At 74.7% G+C, this 17,042-nt stretch carries 13 protein-coding genes; 7 read left to right on the forward strand and 6 right to left on the reverse strand.

The features are described 5' to 3' along the window. Nucleotides 1-5 precede the first annotated feature (5 nt). Nucleotides 6-602 (reverse strand): hypothetical protein, encoded by a 597-nt coding sequence (locus NX801_RS15150; protein WP_258788296.1) that lies wholly within the window; start codon nt 600-602, stop codon nt 6-8. On the opposite strand from NX801_RS15150, the gene NX801_RS15155 reads away from it, so the two are divergent. From NX801_RS15155 to NX801_RS15170, 4 genes are all read left to right on the forward strand, one after another. Further along, nucleotides 576-1,034 (forward strand): flavin reductase family protein, encoded by a 459-nt coding sequence (locus NX801_RS15155; RefSeq protein ID WP_258788288.1) that lies wholly within the window; start codon nt 576-578, stop codon nt 1,032-1,034. The two genes, NX801_RS15150 and NX801_RS15155, sit on opposite strands and share 27 nt — an antisense overlap. 190 nt (nt 1,035-1,224) lie before the next feature. Further along, on the forward strand, nt 1,225-2,010 hold the full coding sequence (locus NX801_RS15160; protein ID WP_258788230.1) for an electron transfer flavoprotein subunit beta/FixA family protein: 786 nt from the start codon (nt 1,225-1,227) through the stop codon (nt 2,008-2,010). Nucleotides 2,011-2,145: 135 nt separating this feature from the next. Continuing rightward, nucleotides 2,146-3,108, forward strand: a complete 963-nt coding sequence (locus tag NX801_RS15165; RefSeq protein ID WP_258788231.1) for an electron transfer flavoprotein subunit alpha/FixB family protein — start codon at nt 2,146-2,148, stop codon at nt 3,106-3,108. 261 nt (nt 3,109-3,369) lie between these two features. Beyond that, the gene (locus tag NX801_RS15170; RefSeq protein WP_258788232.1) at nt 3,370-4,683 is read left to right on the forward strand and encodes an HpcH/HpaI aldolase/citrate lyase family protein; all 1,314 of its coding nucleotides are present in this window, start codon (nt 3,370-3,372) and stop codon (nt 4,681-4,683) included. Nucleotides 4,684-5,307: 624 nt separating this feature from the next. Here the strand turns inward: NX801_RS15170 and NX801_RS15175 are convergent. Beyond that, nucleotides 5,308-6,285, reverse strand: a complete 978-nt coding sequence (locus NX801_RS15175) for a LacI family DNA-binding transcriptional regulator (RefSeq protein WP_258788289.1) — start codon at nt 6,283-6,285, stop codon at nt 5,308-5,310. Between the two features lie 365 nt (nt 6,286-6,650). Between NX801_RS15175 and NX801_RS15180 the strand changes: the two genes are divergently transcribed. Both NX801_RS15180 and NX801_RS15185 read left to right on the forward strand, forming a co-directional pair. Then, nucleotides 6,651-7,610: an ROK family protein gene (locus NX801_RS15180; protein WP_258788233.1), complete on the forward strand. Its 960-nt coding sequence runs from the start codon at nt 6,651-6,653 to the stop codon at nt 7,608-7,610. A 308-nt stretch (nt 7,611-7,918) separates the two neighbouring features. Beyond that, a complete protein-coding gene (locus tag NX801_RS15185) occupies nt 7,919-8,959 on the forward strand; it encodes an NUDIX hydrolase (protein WP_258788234.1) in 1,041 nt (346 codons plus the stop codon). A gap of 371 nt (nt 8,960-9,330) precedes the next feature. Here NX801_RS15185 and NX801_RS15190 read toward each other — a convergent pair whose 3' ends face one another. The 3 genes from NX801_RS15190 to NX801_RS15200 form a co-directional block, all read right to left on the reverse strand. After that, nucleotides 9,331-10,059: an MBL fold metallo-hydrolase gene (locus tag NX801_RS15190; protein WP_258788235.1), complete on the reverse strand. Its 729-nt coding sequence runs from the start codon at nt 10,057-10,059 to the stop codon at nt 9,331-9,333. 166 nt (nt 10,060-10,225) lie between these two features. After that, a complete protein-coding gene (locus NX801_RS15195) occupies nt 10,226-12,658 on the reverse strand; it encodes an FG-GAP-like repeat-containing protein (protein WP_258788236.1) in 2,433 nt (810 codons plus the stop codon). Beyond that, on the reverse strand, nt 12,655-13,689 hold the full coding sequence (locus NX801_RS15200; RefSeq protein ID WP_258788237.1) for an FG-GAP repeat domain-containing protein: 1,035 nt from the start codon (nt 13,687-13,689) through the stop codon (nt 12,655-12,657). Before NX801_RS15200 ends, NX801_RS15195 begins: the two co-directional genes overlap by 4 nt. 838 nt (nt 13,690-14,527) lie before the next feature. Here NX801_RS15200 and NX801_RS15205 point away from each other — a divergent pair. Next, a complete protein-coding gene (locus tag NX801_RS15205; RefSeq protein WP_258788238.1) occupies nt 14,528-15,073 on the forward strand; it encodes a hypothetical protein in 546 nt (181 codons plus the stop codon). Nucleotides 15,074-15,494: 421 nt separating this feature from the next. Here the strand turns inward: NX801_RS15205 and NX801_RS15210 are convergent, their stop codons facing one another. After that, nucleotides 15,495-16,865 carry a dipeptidase gene (locus NX801_RS15210; protein ID WP_258788239.1) on the reverse strand — a complete coding sequence of 457 codons (1,371 nt, stop codon included), beginning with the start codon at nt 16,863-16,865 and terminating at the stop codon, nt 15,495-15,497. Nucleotides 16,866-17,042 lie beyond the last annotated feature (177 nt).

The following is a 17,042-nucleotide window of genomic DNA, read 5'->3' on the forward strand; positions in this document are numbered from 1 at the left end:
GGCTCTCACCGGGTGGCACGACCTTGACGCCGGCCGCCCCTTGTCGTCAGGCTGACGCTGTGCCCAAGGAAATCCTTCTCCACGGCAGGCCGGACGTCGATCTGGGCCGGCACGCGAGCGCGCGCTGTCGGGGTGTCTGAACTGCCCCGGAACCCCGCCCGCGCCCCCCGCAGCAGAAGGACAACTCCATGACGGCACTCTCCCGGAAGAATCCGACACACCGGACCGAGCACACCGAGCACGTGGACCACGCCGAATGCGGTGACCGCGCCGATCGGGCCGAGCGCGCCGACCGGGGTGAGCGAGTGGATCACGCCGAACGCGGTGACCGCGCCGAACGCGGTGACCGCGCCGAACGCGCCGGCCACGCCGAGCGGGCCGACCGGGGCGAGCGTGTGGATCACGCCGACCGTGCCGACCGCTCCGATCGCTCCGACCGGGCCGAGCACGCCCGTCGGGCCGATCCCGCCGGCCTTCCCGCCCCGCGCACCGCCGCCGGTGTTGGCGGCCGGCCGGGTGCGGGCGCCGCCCCGGAGAAACCGGCGGCGGGACTCCCGGAGGCCGTCGCGCCCGAGCTGTTCCGGTCCGTCTTCCGCGAACACGCGGCGGGCGTCGCGGTCATCACCGCCCGGGGCGACCGGCCCGTGGGATTCACCGCCACCTCCCTCACCTCGGTCGCGGCCGAACCGCCGCTGCTCTCCTTCGGGATCGGCACCTCCTCCTCCAGCTGGCCGGTGCTCGCCGAGGCCGAGTACCTCGGGGTGCACATCCTGGGCGAGCACCAGGCGGAGCTGGCCGCCACCTTCGCGCGCAGCGGCGCCGACCGGTTCGCCGCGCCCACCCGCTGGAGCCCCGGCCCCGGGGGCGTACCGCTGCTCGACGGCGTCAGTGCCTGGCTGGTCTGCCGGGTCGCGGCGCTCGTCCCGGCCGGCGACCACCGGCTGGTCGTCGCCCGGGCGGTGGAGGGCGGCACGGCGGGCGGCGGACGCCCGCTGCTGTACCACCAAGGCCGCTTCAACGCCCTGCGGGACTGAGAAATCCCGGTTACGGAGCGTTGGCAAGGTCACAGTTACCTCGGCTTGCCCGCCGGGCAGGCAGTGGGTGTACTGACGAGTAATATTCCGCGCAGGGGCGTCCGCCGCCCCGTGCGGAAACCGCCCCATCAGGCGCCTATGCTGCGTGCATCAAGGCAGCCAGTAATGACGATGCAGTAGGAGAGCCGGCGTGAGCTTGAGGATCGTTGTCTGTGTGAAGTACGTGCCCGACGCCACCGGCGACCGGCACTTCGCCGATGACCTGACCGTCGACCGGGACGACGTCGACGGCCTGCTGTCGGAGCTGGACGAGTACGCCGTCGAGCAGGCGCTCCAGATCGCGGAGGAGGCGGACGACGCGGAGATCACCGTGCTGACCGTCGGCCCCGAGGACGCCAAGGACGCGCTCCGCAAGGCGCTCTCCATGGGTGCCGACAAGGCCGTCCACGTCGAGGACGACGATCTGCACGGCACCGACGTCATGGGCACCTCGCTGGTGCTGGCCAAGGCGATCGAGAAGACCGGTTACGACCTGGTCCTCTGCGGCATGGCGTCCACCGACGGCGTGATGGGTGTGCTGCCCGCGATCCTCGCCGAGCGTCTCGGCGTCCCGCAGGTCACCCTGCTCTCCGAGGTCTCGGTGGAGGACGGCACCGTCACCGGCCGCCGCGACGGCGACACCGCCTCCGAGCGCCTGGAGGCGTCGCTGCCGGCCGTCGTGTCCGTCACGGACCAGTCGGGCGAGGCCCGGTACCCGTCCTTCAAGGGCATCATGGCCGCGAAGAAGAAGCCGGTGGAGTCCCTGGACCTGGAGGACCTGGAGCTCGACGCCGACGAGGTCGGTCTCGCGGGCGCCTGGACCAAGGTCGACTCCGCGACCGAGCGCCCGGCCCGCACCGCCGGCACGGTCGTCAAGGACGAGGGCGAGGGCGGCAAGCAGCTGGCCGAGTTCCTCGCGGGCCAGAAGTTCATCTAGCCGCCCGCCGCCGTCCCGGGCTCCCGGACCGGGCCATTCGCAGGCCCCCGGACTCACGGACCCGGCCGGCGCCCCGGCTCGCGCAGAGCCCCACCGCCCGATTCTTCGCTTCGCATCCGCAGGAGAGCACATCCCATGGCTGAAGTTCTCGTCTACGTCGACCACGTGGACGGCGCCGTCCGCAAGCCCACCCTGGAGCTGCTGACCCTGGCCCGCCGCGTGGGCGAGCCGGTCGCCGTCGCCCTCGGCAGCGGCGCCGAGTCCACCGCCGCCGCGCTCGCCGAGCACGGCGCCGTCAAGGTCCTGACCGCCGACGCCCCCGAGTTCGCCGACTACCTCGTCGTACCGAAGGTGGACGCGCTCCAGGCCGCGTACGAGGCCGTCTCGCCGGCCGCCGTGCTGGTCCCGTCCTCCGCCGAGGGCAAGGAGATCGCCGCCCGCCTCGCCGTCCGCATCGGCTCCGGTGTCATCACCGACGCCGTGGACCTGGAGGCCGGCGACGAGGGCCCGGTGGCCACCCAGTCGGTGTTCGCCGCCTCGTACTCCACCAAGTCCCGTGTCTCCAAGGGCACTCCGGTCATCACGGTCAAGCCGAACTCGGCCGCCGTCGAGGCCGCCCCGGCCGCGGGCACCGTGGAGGCCCTCTCGGTCTCCTTCTCCGCGCAGGCCACCGGCACCAAGGTCGTCTCCCGCACCCCGCGCGAGTCGACCGGCCGCCCCGAGCTGACCGAGGCCGCGATCGTGGTCTCCGGCGGCCGTGGTGTCAACGGTGCCGAGAACTTCGCGATCATCGAGGCGCTGGCCGACTCGCTCGGTGCCGCCGTCGGCGCCTCCCGCGCCGCCGTGGACGCCGGCTGGTACCCGCACGCCAGCCAGGTCGGCCAGACCGGCAAGTCGGTCTCGCCGCAGCTGTACATCGCCTCCGGCATCTCCGGCGCGATCCAGCACCGCGCCGGTATGCAGACCTCGAAGACCATCGTGGCCATCAACAAGGACGCCGAGGCCCCGATCTTCGACCTGGTCGACTACGGCGTGGTCGGCGACCTCTTCGAGGTCGTCCCGCAGCTGACCGAGGAGGTCAAGTCCCGCAAGGGCTGACCCCGTTCCGGCGCAGCCGGTGCGTCCCGGCGGGTACGGGACGGCCGGCCGGGCCGGTGTGACGGAAACCGGCAGGGGCCGCGCGGTGCACGCTCACCGCGCGGCCCCGCGCCGTTTCGTTCCGGTGGTTCCGGTCGTTCCGGGCGCGCCCGATCGTCCCGAGGACCGTTGACGCCCCGGAGCGAGGACGGATAGCTTCGCGATGCGGATGCTGGATTCCGTTGAGTGAAATACCGGCTCGGGTGTGCGGAGGGTACGGGAATGGCGCAGCAGGAAACGGCGAAGCCGGCGGTGGCGACGAGCCTCGCGAGCGGGGTGGCCGAGCGGATCGGGGCCGATCTCGGGCCGGTCGACGCCGAGCTGGCCCGCCGCTACCCCGGGGACCCCGGCACCCGCCAGCCCGTCCACACCGTGTACGTGCCCGGTGAGACCTTCACCGCCGGGACCGTCCGCTCCTGGGGCGACCGGGCGCTCGCCGCGCTGGACGAGCACGCCCCGGACGCCGCCGCCCTCGCGGCCGTACTGGACCTGCCGGAGGAGCGGGCCGGGGAGGTGTACGCGCGCGTCCGGGCCAAGCTGGAGCGGGAGCCGGTGGAAGACCTGCGCGTCGACTTCGAGGACGGCTACGGCGGCCGGGACGACGCCCAGGAGGACGCCGACGCCGCCCGGGCCGCCCGGCTGATCGCGGAGGCGTACGCGAACGGCACCGCCGCCCCGTACATGGGCATCCGGATGAAGTGCCTGGAGGCCGCCGTGCGCGACCGGGCCATCCGGACGCTGGACGTCTTCCTCACCGGGCTGATGGAGGCCGGGGGACTGCCGGACGGCCTGGTCCTCACCCTGCCCAAGGTCACCTACGCCGAGCAGGTCACCGCCATGGTCCGGCTGGCGGAGGAGTTCGAGCGGACGCACGGACTGCCGGCCGGCCGGATCGGCTTCGAGATCCAGATCGAGACCAGCCAGGCCGTGCTGGCCGCCGACGGCACCGCCACCGTCGCCCGGATGATCGGCGCCGCCGAGGGCCGGGCCACCGGCCTGCACTACGGCACCTTCGACTACAGCGCCTGTCTGGGGGTCTCCGCCGCCCACCAGGCGAGCGACCACCCGGCCGCCGACCACGCCAAGGCGATCATGCAGGTGGCCGCCGCGGGCACGGGGGTACGGGTCTCCGACGGTTCCACCAATGTCCTCCCGGTCGGACCGACGGCCCGGGTGCACGACGCCTGGCGGCTCCACTACGGCCTCACCCGCCGCGCCCTGGCCCGCGCCTACTACCAGGGCTGGGACATGCACCCCGGCCACCTGCCCACCCGGTACGCGGCCGTCTTCGCCTTCTACCGCGAGGGCTGTGAGGCCGCCGCCGCCCGGCTGGCCGCCTATGCCGGCCGGGCCGGCGGAGACGTCATGGACGAGCCCGCCACCGCCAAGGCGCTCAGCTCCTATCTGCTGCGCGGCATCGACTGCGGGGCCCTGGACACCGCCGAGGTCGCCCGCCTGACCGGCCTCACCCGCGCCGACCTCGACGCCTACGCCACCCCCCGCCGGGCCGGCCTCACCCGCACCGCCGCAGCCTGAGCCGGACCGGGCGGACGGCGGGGCGGGCCGGCCAGGCCGGTGGCCGACCGCCGGGCCCGGCCGGGCGTCTGCGGTTGGGGCGGGTGTCCGGGTCGGCCGGGCGTACGGCCGGCGCCTACGGGCCGGCCGGGCCGGTCACCGGGAGCCTCCGGTCCCGGCCGGGCGCCGGGCCCGGGGCCGACTGCCTGGTGGGCCCGGGCCGGGCGGCCGCGATTGGGGCGGGTGCCCGGCGGTCCCGGCCGGGTGTGCGGGCTGGTGCCCCTGGCCGGGCGGACGCGCCTCCTGCCGGGCGGTCCGGTCCTGGCCGGATGCCCGGGGCGCGGACGGGCGGCAGTTCCGGAGCCGCGCGGGCCCCGGGACCGGGCGGCCGCGATGACGGCCGTACGACCCGTGCCCATGGGCGGACCCGGCTGTCCCCGGGGCTCCCGGTCCCGGCCGCGCGGGCTCCGTTCCCGGCCGGGTGGTCCTGGTCCCGGCCGTACGGGCCCCGGTCCCCGCCGTGCGGCGCCCCGGCGCCGGCCGGGCGTACGGCCGGTGCCTAAGGGTCGTCCCGGCCGGCCCCTGGCAGCCCCCGGTCCCGGCCGGGCGGCCCTCGGGCCTGCCCGGGTGCCAGGCGCCCGGGGCTCAGGCGGGTGGCAGTTCGCCGGAGCCGCGTGGGATCAGCCGGGTCGGCAGCTCCAGGCGGGCCGGGGGCTCGCCCGAGCCGTCGAGCCGGCGGAACAGCCGCTCGGCGGCCGTACGGCCCAGCGCCGCCGAGTCCTGGGCGACCACCGTGATCCCCAGCAGATCGGCCAGCTCGATGTCGTCGAAGCTCACCAGCGCCACCGGGCGCGACCGCCCGGCCAGCTCCCGTACGGCCGTCACGGTCACCCGGTTGTTGCCCGCGAAGAGCGCCGTCACCGGATCGGGCCCGGCCAGCATCGCGGCCAGCGCCTCCCGGACCCGGCCCGGCTCCGTCGAGCCCAGCGACACCCAGCCGTCCGCCACCGCGAGACCCGCGTCCGCCATCGCCGCCCGGTAGCCGCGCAGCCGCTCCACCGCCGTGTGGATGCGCGGCTGGTCCCCGATGAAGCCGATCCGCCGGTGGCCGTGCGCGATCAGATGGGCCACCCCGGCCCGGGCCCCGCCGAAGCTGTCGGTCAGCACGGTGTCCACCTCGATTCGGCCGGCCGGCCGGTCCACGAAGACGGTGGCCACCCCGGCGCGCAGCTCGGGCTCCAGATAGCGGTGGTCGGTACCGGCCGGGATCACTATCAGCCCGTCCACCCGGCGCGCGCAGAACGCCAGCACCAACTCCTGCTCCCGGCCCGGGTCCTCGGCGCTGGAACCGTTGATGAGCAGCGCCCCGTGGGCCCTGGCGACCTCCTCCACGGCCCGGCTCAGCGGCCCGTAGAAGGGGTTCGCCAGATCCTCCAGGACCAGGCCGATCGAGGCGGTCCGCCCCTTGCGCAGCACCCGAGCGCTGTCGTTCCGCCGGAAGCCCAGCGCCTCGATGGCCTCCTGGACCCGCCGCTCGGTGTCCGCCGTGACACCCGGCTCCCCGTTCACCACCCGGGAGACGGTCTTCAGGCCCACGCCCGCCCGGGCGGCCACGTCCTTCATGGTGGGCCGGCTGCCGTAGCGGTGGGCGGGGCGGCGGGCGATGTCGGCCACGTGAGCTGTCCTGTCGTCGGTCCGGTGTCCGGTGGGGCGGCGGGGGTACGGCCGGTACGGCGGTACCCGCGTACGGCTGGTCACGGCCGTACGGCTCCGTACGGCACGGCGGGCGGGACGCCGCCCCGGGTGTCCGCCGGGACACTGGCGGACACCCGGCGGGCGCACGGCCCCGGTGCCCCGGGTCGTGGCGTCGAGCATAGGGCCTGGACAACGTTGTCAGGGCGGGAGAGACTGAGCAAGAACATCACCGGCCGCGGCCCGTCCCGGGCCCGGATCCGCTACTCCGTCAGCTCACCCGGGGGATCCGACCGATGTCTGCCCAGCTCGTCGCCGCGCTCGACATCGGCGGCACCAAGATCGCCGGCGCCCTGGTCGACGGCGACGGCGGCATTCTCGTCCGGGCCCGGCGCCCCACCCCGGCCCGGGAGGACGGCGAGACCGTGATGGGCGCGGTCGAAGCGGTGCTGGCCGAGCTGATGGCCGGCCCGCTCTGGTCCGGTGTCACCGCCCTCGGGATCGGCAGCGCCGGACCGGTGGACGCCTCCACCGGTACGGTCAGCCCGGTCAATGTCCCGGGCTGGCGCGGGTTTCCGCTGGTCGAGCGGGCCCGGGCGGTCACGGGCGGGCTGCCGGTCCGCCTGGTCGGGGACGGCGTGGCCATGACCGCAGCCGAGCACTGGCGGGGCGCCGCCCAGGGGTACGACAACGCGCTCTGCCTCGTGGTCTCCACCGGCGTCGGCGGCGGACTGGTGCTGAACGGCCGGCTCCATCCGGGCCCCACCGGCAACGCCGGCCACATCGGGCACATCAGCGTCGAACTGGACGGCGACCCCTGCCCCTGCGGTTCGCGCGGCTGCGTCGAGCGGATCGCCAGCGGCCCCAACATCGCCCGCCGCGCCCTGGAGAACGGCTGGCGGCCCGCGCCCGGCGGCGACCCCGGCGCCGAGGCCGTCGCGGCGGCGGCCCGGGCGGGCGATCCGGTCGCGGTGGCCTCCTTCGAGCGGGCCGCCCGGGCGCTGGCCGCCGGCATCGCCGCCACCGCCACCCTGGTGGAGGTGGAGATCGCGGTGGTCGGCGGGGGGGTGGCCGGGGCGGGCGAGGTGCTCTTCGCCCCGCTGCGGCGGTCCCTCCGGGAGTACGCCGCGCTCTCCTTCGTCCACGGGCTGACCGTCGCCCCGGCCCGCGCTGGTACCGATGCCGGGCTGCTGGGCGCGGCCGCCGCCGCCCTGCCGGTGGCCCGCGACGACGCGCCCGCGAGCCTGCCCGGCTGACCCGGGCCGACCCCGGCCCGCCGGTCCGGGCCGCCGCGCAACCGCCGGTCCGGGTCGCCGGTCCGGGTCGCCGCGCAACCGCCGGTCCGGTCCTGAGGGTTTCCGGCCCGGACCCCAGGGGCCCCGCCTCGGGCCGGGGGCCGCCCGGGGCGGTTCCGGCGTGTGCCCGGGAGAGCGGTGCGCCCGCGCTCCTGGGCGCACACGGCGCACGAGGGGCGCGAACAGCGCACTCGCCCTCCTGCCGGGCGCGGGTTTCCGTGGCAGGGTGAGGCGGGCAACCCACAGGGGGCTACCGAGGAGGGGGAACCGTGCTCGTCTGGATCAACGGTGCGTTCGGCGCAGGCAAGACCAGTGCCGCGCGGGAGCTGGTGGATCTGCTCCCGGACGGCACCCTGTACGACCCGGAGATCATCGGCGGAACGCTCGACCGGCTGCTGCCCCGGAAGCGGCTGGCGGAGGTGGACGACTGCCAGGACCTGCCGATCTGGCGCCGGATGGTGGTGGCCACGGCCGCCGCGCTGCTGGCCGAGGTCGGCGGGGTGCTGGTGGTACCCATGACCCTGCTGCGGCAGGAGTACCGGGACGAGATATTCGGTGGGCTCGCCGCCCGGCGGATTTCCGTCCGCCATGTCGTCCTGACCCCGGACGAAACGATCCTTCGCGCCCGGATCGACGCCCGGCGGGAGCAGCAGGGGGACCCGGAGGCCGGCGAACGCGCCCGCCGCTGGGCCCGCGACCACATCGAACCCTGCCGGGCCGCCCTGGCCGGCTGGCTGGGCGCCGACGCGTACGCCGTCGACAACGGCCCGCTGACGGCCCGGGAGACCGCGTGCGCGGTGGCGGAGGCGGTACGGAGCGGCGCCGCCGGGGAGGCGGGAATCGTCCAGACCCCGGAGCCGACCGGCGAGACCCTCGCGGCGGGCGTGCTGCTCTTCGACGAGCAGGACCGGGTGCTGCTCGTGGACCCGACCTACAAACCCGGCTGGGAGTTCCCCGGCGGCGTGGTGGAGCCCGGCGAGGCCCCCGCGCGCGCCGGGCTCCGCGAGGTGGCCGAGGAGATCGGGCTTCAGCTGCCCGTCGTGCCCAAACTGCTGGTGGTCGACTGGGAACCGCCCCGGCCGCCCGGCTACGGCGGGCTGCGGCTGCTCTTCGACGGCGGCCGGCTCACCGGCAGCCAGACCGACCGGGTGCTGCTGCCCGCCACCGAGCTGCGCGGCTGGCGGTTCGTCACCGAGGCGGAGGCGTCCGGCATGCTGCCGCCGGTGCGGTACGAGCGGCTGCGCTGGGCCCTGCGCGCCCGGGAGCGCGGCACGGTGCTCAATCTGGAGGCGGGCGTCCCGGTCGGCTGAGGCCGCCCCCTGTCTCCCGTCCCGTGCCGCGCCGACGGCCCCGGGGCGGCCGGACACCCCAGCGGCCCGGCCACGCGTCCGGGCGGACCTGCGCCCGCCGGACCGCGCTCCCGCACGGTACCGGCGGGCTCGGCGGGACGGTGAGCCCGTACCGGTACGGCGGTGACTCCCGGACGGGCGGCACCGGTCCGGGCACCGGTGCCTCGCCGGCCGCCCGGCGCGTCCCGCTCGGCGGCCGGTTCCCGGAGCCGTACAGCCGTACCATCGCGCGAGCGCGGCCGGACACCGGGCCGAGCCGGCCGGACACCCGGACCGACCAGGCCGGACACCCGCCCAGCCTGGTCATGCCTCCGGGCGCGGCGTCCGCCGGATCACGCTCCGGGCGCGGCGTCCCGCTCGGCGGCCTCACGCAGCAGGGCCGCCGCGTCCGCCGTCACCGGATCGCCGTGCCCGCAGCACACGGTCTCCGGAGCCAGCCCGGCCATCGCCCGCATCGACTCCTTGGCCCGCTCCCGGTCCACATGGAACACACCCAGTGTCACGCCCCGCACCGAGGCCACCGTGTCCCCGGTGAACAGCACCCCGTGGCGCGGCAGATGGATCGCCATCGAACCGTCGGTGTGCCCTGGCGTGTGCACCGCTCGGGCCCCGTCCCCGAAGCCGAGCTCCTCGCCGTCGGCCACCTCCCGATCCACCCGGGCCGGCGGCGCCGGCGGCACGGTCAGCCCGTGCTCGTACAGCGGTATCTCCCAGTCCAGCAGCACCGGTTCGGGCACCGGCGCCTCGCCCCGGACGACCGGGGCGTCCCGCCCGTGGGCCAGGATCTCGGAGCCGTACCGCCGGGCGAGTTCACCCGCCGCGCCGACATGGTCGCGGTGGCAGTGGGTCAGCACGATCCGGCGCAGCCGCTCCGGCTCCAGACCCAGGCTCCGTATCCCCTCCGCGATGGTCTCCGCCGCACCCGCCCAGCCCGCGTCGATCAGGGTCAGCTCCTGATCGTCCCCCCGCACGTCATGTATGTCTCCGTCGCGCCAGAGGTACGCCTGGCCGATGGGAAAGCGCAGCAGATGCAGCCGCGGCCGCACTTCGATGATCTTCATGCGCGGAGCCTAGGAGTCCGGACCCGCCGGCCGTCACCGATTACGCCCAGCGCGTTGTCCGCGCACAGCGAAGCCCCCGGGCACGGGCCGAACGGCCCGCGCCCGGGGGCTCCTCACGGCCGGTCACGCCGGGCCGGCCGGCCCCCCGCGACCGGCGTCCCGCGCGTCAGCGCGGCGGGTCGCCGCCCTTGTTGATCCAGGCGTCGATCGCTCCATTGCGGGCGATCTTGACCCAGTCGGCCCGGCCGTCGCCGTCGAGTTCGGGCAGGGCGATCGTTCCGCCGGTGCCCTTGGCGATCTTGCCGCGCGGGAACCAGTCGGCGCGCCCGGTGTTGAGCCGGGCGTACGGCACGCCGTCGGAGTCGAGCGCGATGTAGTCGGCCTTGCCGTCGGCGTTCAGATCCGCGAACTCGATCTGCTTGTTGGTGGTCGAGGTGAGGTCGGTCAGGAGCGCGCCGCCGGGCTGCCAGCCGTCGTGGCCGGGGGAGTCGCCGCCGCGGTTGTAGAAGACGTCCACCTTGGTGTCGAAGTCGAGCAGGCGCACGTAGTCCGCGCGCCCGTCGCCGTCGATGTCCGCGAACCGGATGCGGTCCACCGGAGTGTCCGTGCCCCGGCCGTAGTTCGGGTGCGGTTCCCAGCCGGGCCTCCAGCCGTCGGGACCGACGGTGTCACCGCCGCGGTTGTAGTAGGCGTCGATCACCTTGTCCGGCCGGATCACGATGTAGTCGTCGAGCCCGTCCTTGTCGAGGTCCGCGAAGAACACCCGGTCGGGTCCCTGGCCGGTGCCCATGGCGATCTCGCCGCGATAGGTCCAGGCGATCCTGCCGTGGTCGTCCCGGTTCAGCCAGGCGGTCGCCGCACCGGTCGGGGAGAGCCACACGATGTCGTCCCGGTTGTCCCCGTCGAGGTCCGCGTACTTCATCGCTCCGGCGGCGTCCGGGTCGCCGGGCAGGCCCTCCCAGACGCGTCCCTGCGGGTCGTAACCGCCGTAGTTGCCGGGCTCGGCGCCGGGGGTGCCGACGGGGTCGCTGATCCAGCCGTCGGCCAGCGCGGTGCGCACCCCGCCCACATAGGCGTCCGCGATCTTCCGGTAGCCCGCGTCGGTGGGGTGGACCTCGTCGGCCAGGTCGGCGGTGGTCACCGCGCTCAGATCCACCCGGACCAGGTGGTCGCCGTTGGCGATCCGCTGGTCCAGCATCGTGGTGATGGAGGCGTTGTAGGCGTCGATCCGCTGCTGGATCGCGGGGTTGGTGGAGGGCGTGAGCGTGCCCACCACGATCGCGACGCCCGGCGACCCCTGGAAGGTCTGGTCGATCAGCCGGCTCAGCCGGGCCGGGGCGTTGCCCACGTCGACATTGCGGACCATGTCGTTGGTCCCGGCGAGCAGCCCCACCACATTGGGCTTCATCGACGGCACGGCGTCCGAGGCCTCCTCGGCGATCTGGTCGATCGTGTAACCGGGCCAGCCCTCGTGGTCGGGGTCCGGGATGCCCCGGCCGTTCTTCCGCTCACCGACGAGGTCCCGCTTGGCCGGCAGGTCGTAGATCGGCGAGAGGATGTTGTTGCCGTACAGCTGGCCCACGGTCATCTTGCCGAAATCGGCCTGGATCTCGTCGCGCGCTCCGGAGTCGTTGCTGCTGCCGAGGCCCTGGGTGATCGAGTCGCCCTCGGGCATGTAGCGCAGCGCGGAGGGCGGCTGGCCGGCGGCGGCCCGCATCTCGCCGAGGGCGGTGGGCCGGTGGTCCGACGGCGGCCCGGCGTAGACCCAGGCGCCCTGGAGCTCCTGCGCGGCCGCGATGTCGTCGGTGACGAAGTAGTCGTACCGGTTCCCGCTGTCATGGGTGGGCGTGTTGACGTCGGTGCTGACGGTCATGGCCGGCGGGAAGTGGTCCCGGCCCGAGAGCTCGTCCGGATCGACGTTGAAGTCCCCGCCGGCGGTCCAGTGGTAGCTCACATGCCGGTCCGCCGCCCACTGGTCCACCTGGGTGTCGATCGCGTCCAGCAGCACCGCCGAGTCGCCGCCGCCTCCGGACAGTCCATGCACGGTGAAGTACCAGTTCGAGCCGTAGCGCACGCCGAGCGCGAGCCGGCCGTTCCCGACCGGGTTCTCGACGACGTTCACCTCGTCGGGGTCACCGCTGACCACGACGGCCAGGTTGACCCGGCCGCCGACGCCGTTCTGGGTGAGCGCGAAGTAGACGTGCCGCGCGCTGTCGCGTGAGCTCGACCCCACGTTCCACCGGTAGTGGCGGATGGTGTGGGTGTGCACGTTGTTGTTCCGGTCGACCGTGGTCCTGGTCAGATCGGCCTGCCGGTCCGCCATGTCCGCCGGTGCCGCGCCGGCCTCCTGGAGCAGCACGACGGAGGCCTGCCGGGCATAGGTACGGACGTAGTTCTGCCACTTGTTGGTGTCCCGACCCACCTCGTTGGCGCCGCGCATGTTCCAGGTCATCAACGGGGTGCTGGAGATCGGCCGGTCCTCGGCGGCGGCCTGCTGCGGCCGCAGGACGACGAGCAGGCCCGCCACCAGGACCAGCAGCGCCGCGACGACGCCCTGGCGCCGGAGCCGGTGCGTCGAGCCGGTGGAGTGTACGGTCACCGGTCGCCCCCGTCGTTGAGGTAGCCCACGATCGCCCCGTCCTTGTCCATGGTCAGGTAGTCGATCCGGCCGTCGCCGTTGAGTTCGGCGAACATGATCCGCTCCATCGGGTCGTGGGTGCCCGCCGCCCCGCCGACGTGGCCGTCCTTCAGGACGCCGTCCTCGATGCCGCCGTTGGCGACGCTGAGCAGCACACTGCTCGGGTAGAGGTACAGCCGGTCGTCCCGGCCGTCGCAGTCGAAGTCCCCGAAGTCGGCCCGCGAGGTCGCCATCAGGGCATTGCCCTCCGCCACCTTGCCCCAGGCCACCCAGCCGTCGTGCCCCGGCCGGTCGCCGCCCTCGTTGCGCCAGGCGTACAGATCGTCCTGGGGCGCGGTCTGGGTCAGATAGTCGTCGTCGCCGTCACCGTCGAGATCGGCGAAGAACACCTGGCCGGCCGGAGCGCCGGTGCCCCGGGCGATCTGGCCCACCGGCTTCCAGCCGGGCGTGATGCCGGACGGGCCGGTCAGGTCGCCGCCCTCGTTGATCCAGCCGTCGATGGCACCGTTGTCCTTGACGACCAGATAGTCGTCCTTGCCATCGCCGTTCAGGTCCGCGAACTTGATCCGGTCCGGGGCGTATCCGGTGCCCGCCGCGATCCTGGCGCGGTACGACCACCTGCCGTCCCGGTCGTTGCGCCACTCCCGGACGCCGCCGATCTCGTCCAGCAGCAGCCGCTCGTCGTCGCCGTCCCCGTCGAGGTCCGCGAACCGGATCAGGTCCGGCTTGGTGATCCCGGGGATCGCCGGGGCGACCACCCCCTGGGGCACCCAGCCGTTGCGGTCCCCGCAGGCGCTGAGCGCCGACGCCCTGCCGGGAGCCGCGTCCGCCTTCCCGGGGGCGGCGGCCGCGGACGTCATCGCCGCCAGCACGAGCAGGGCGGCGGCGCGGACCCGGAACCGGCGGGGCGGCGCGGGCGCACTTCTCCCCGGCCGGTACGGACCGGTGTCCCCGATGCCGGGGGCGGTGGGCGGGGGTGGAGAAGATGACATGGCGTGCTCCTCGAGGTCCTCAAGATCCGGAAAACAGCGGACCGACCGGGTTCCCTTCCCGAGGACGGGCTCTTCAAGGGGTGCTCTTTCAGCCATCAGCGGGTTCGCTCACCGGCCGGGAAGGCGGGCCATGGCCGCTGACCGGCCGCTGTCCGGCCCGTGACCGGCCGCTGACCGGCCCGTGACCGGCCGGACGCTCGCCCGCCCGGCAGGGCCCAACACGACGGTGCGGGGCGACGGTTGGCTTTGGCGCGCTCCGCTCTCCACTCTCCCGAGTGCGGGAGGCAGCGGTGAGCGGACGCCTGGTCCACACGGTAGAGGTGCCGTTGGGGGACGGAAGCGACGAGGCCGTGCGGGTCCAGATCCGTGAAGCGGACGAGACGCCCGTCCGGGTGGGGCGCGGCGGGGAGATCGTCCGGCCGTCGTGCTGTAGGGGCCGCCCGGCTGCCGGAAATCCTCGGTGGCTCCGGCCGGGGTGGTGCCGGGATGCGGCGCGACGAGGCGTACGAGGTCGTGGACCACGTCCTCCGGCGGTGCGGCAGAGCCGGTACCGGGGACGGGTGTCGCCGCCGGGCCGCCAGGGGGCGCGCGCCCGAGTTGCGCGCCCGGGGCGTGCTCAGCCGGGCGGGGCGCACCCCTCCCGTTTCGGCTACGCGGCATTCCCCGGCCGGACTATGTACCGGTGTGCCTCGCCGAGGACACATTGGGCATCCAGACGCTGGCCCGTACGCGGGGCCGGACCTCGGTACCGCTTCCCGGACACACCGCGAGGCCGACTCGTACCACCCCGACTTCTTCGTCAGGTGCCCAGCGTGACGCCATGGTGAAAGGCCGGCACATGTCACGTGCTCGCAGACTTCTCTCCGTCTTCCTCCCCCTCGCCGCTCTCCTCGCGGCCTTCCTCCTCCCGGTGAGTTCGGCACAGGCCGCACCGGCGAAGGCCGCCGCCACGGTGGTCTGTACCGGCGGACAGGCCCAGCACTACTCGCCGCCGCTCGGGCCGCTTCCGCGCTCCACCCAGGTGGGCATCTCCGAGTCGCTCACCTGCCTCGGCAGCCCGTTCCTCACCGGCGCCGCCACGGCTTCCTTCACGGAATCCGCCAGCTGTCTGATCCCGCCTCCCGCGGGGACCATACCTCCGGCGGACGTCATCACGTACCACTGGAGTGACGGGCAGTCCAGCACCATCACCTACACCCTCACCACGGTCGTCCGGGCCGCCAACCAGACCATCGTGACCTCGGCGGGGACCGTCACCTCCGGGTACGCGCAGGGCTCCGTGGTCGAACGGGAAGTGGTGACCGTCGACCTCGACGTCCTCGGCTGTCTCGCTTCGAGTGTCGATCAGCAGAACGGCAGCGAGGTCCTCACCATCGTCCTCTGAGCGGTGGGCGCGGCTCGCGCCGACCGGCCCGTCACCCGGTGACGTACCGGGTCCCGACCGCGGCCCCGTCGGCGCCCACGCCGACGGGGCCGCCTGCCGTTCCGCCTGCCGTTCCGCCTGCCGTTCCGCGTGCCGCTCGGTCCCGTCGCGACGCCGGTCCCCCCGACGAGACGGGGGTGTCGGCCATGCGTCGCCTCTCCGTCTCTTCCCCCGCCGGCCGGGCTCGCCGGGACGGGGTCCACTCCCCGGGCGCCGCGTCGTCCCGCGCGCACCGGACGCGCGGCGAGATCCACCGTGCCCCCTCACCACGGGCGGCGGCGACCCGAGGCCCTTGCCGCGGTGGCCGCCCCCGGGCCCGCCGGCAGGCGGCACCGCCCCGGTGACGACTGGGCGGGACAGCCCGGGCGACGGCGCGGGCGGGTCAGCCCCGCTTGGAGTCGGCGTAGTTGCGCAGGAACAGCGCCTCGGTCACCGACATGCGCTCCAGCTCCTCCGGCGAGACGCTCTCGTTGACCGCGTGGATCTGCGCCTCCGGGTCGCTCAGACCCATCAGCAGGATCTCCGCCTCCGGGTAGAGGGCGGCCAGCGCGCTGCACAGCGGGATCGAGCCGCCCATGCCGGACGCCTGCATCTCCTCGCCCGGGTAGGCGACCCGCATCGCCTCGGCCATCGCGGTGTACGCCGGGCTGGTGATGTCCGCCTGGAACGGCTGGCCCTGGCCGACCTGCTCCACCGCCACCCGGGCGCCCCACGGGGTGTGCTTCTTCAGATGCGCGGTCAGCAGCGTGGTCGCCTCGGCGGCGTCCACCCCCGGCGGCACCCGCAGGCTGATCTGCGCCCGGGCGGTGGACTGCACGGACGGCGTGGCGCCGACCACCGGCGGGCAGTCGATGCCGATGACGGTGACGGCCGGGCGCGCCCACAGCCGGTCCGCGACCGCGCCCGAGCCGATCAGCTCCACCCCGTCCAGCACCCGGGCGTCCCGGCGGAAGTCCCCGTCCGGGTAGGCGAGCCCCTGCCACTCCGCGTCCGCGACGGCCTCCAGACCGTCCACGGTGGTCGAACCGTCCTCCGCCCGCAGCGAGTCGAGGACCCGGATCAGCGCCGCGAGCGCGTCCGGGGCCGCCCCGCCGAACTGGCCGGAGTGCAGATTGCCGGCGAGCGTGTCCACCGTGATCCGCAGCATGGTCATGCCGCGCAGCGTCGCGGTGACCGTGGGCAGACCCGCCCGGAAGTTGCCGGTGTCCCCGATCACCACGGCGTCCGCCGCGAGCAGTTCGGGGTGGGCCGCCGCGTACTGCTCAAGGCCGCCGGTGCCCTGCTCCTCGGAGCCCTCCACGATCACCTTGACACCGACCGGCACCCCGCCGTTGGCCTTGAGCGCCCGCAGCGCCAGCAGGTGCATGAGGAAGCCGCCCTTGCAGTCGGCGGCGCCCCGCCCGTACCAGCGGCCGTTCCGCTCGGTCAGCTCGAACGGCGGAGTGTCCCAGCCCGCCAGGTCCAGCGGGGGCTGCACGTCGTAGTGGGCGTAGAGCAGCACGGTCGGAGCGCCCTCGGGGCCGGGCAGGTAGCCGTACACCGACTGCGAACCGTCCGGGGTGTCCAGCACGGCCACGTCCGTGAAGTCCTCGGCGCGCAGCGCGTCCGCCACCCAGGCCGCCGCGGCGGCGCACTCGCTCGGCGGGAACACCGCCGGGTCCGCCACCGACTGGAAGGCGACCAGCTCCGTCAGCTCCGCCTTGGCGCGGGGCAGCAGGGAGGCGACGGTCTCGGCGATCGGACGGGCGGTCATGGGCACGCTCCTGTCGGGTGCGACGGTGGGGCAGGGCGGTCGGGAAGCCGGGTCAGGGCCCGGGACGGACGGGGACGCGCCGGTACGGACAAGGGCCGGAGCCCCCGGCGTACCCGGGCACGGGCAGCCGTACGACCCTCCCGGCGGCAGCCGTACCGCCTCCCCGGCGGCCCCGGA

Source organism: Streptomyces pyxinae (genome assembly GCF_024756275.1).
Lineage (GTDB): Bacteria > Actinomycetota > Actinomycetes > Streptomycetales > Streptomycetaceae > Streptomyces > Streptomyces pyxinae.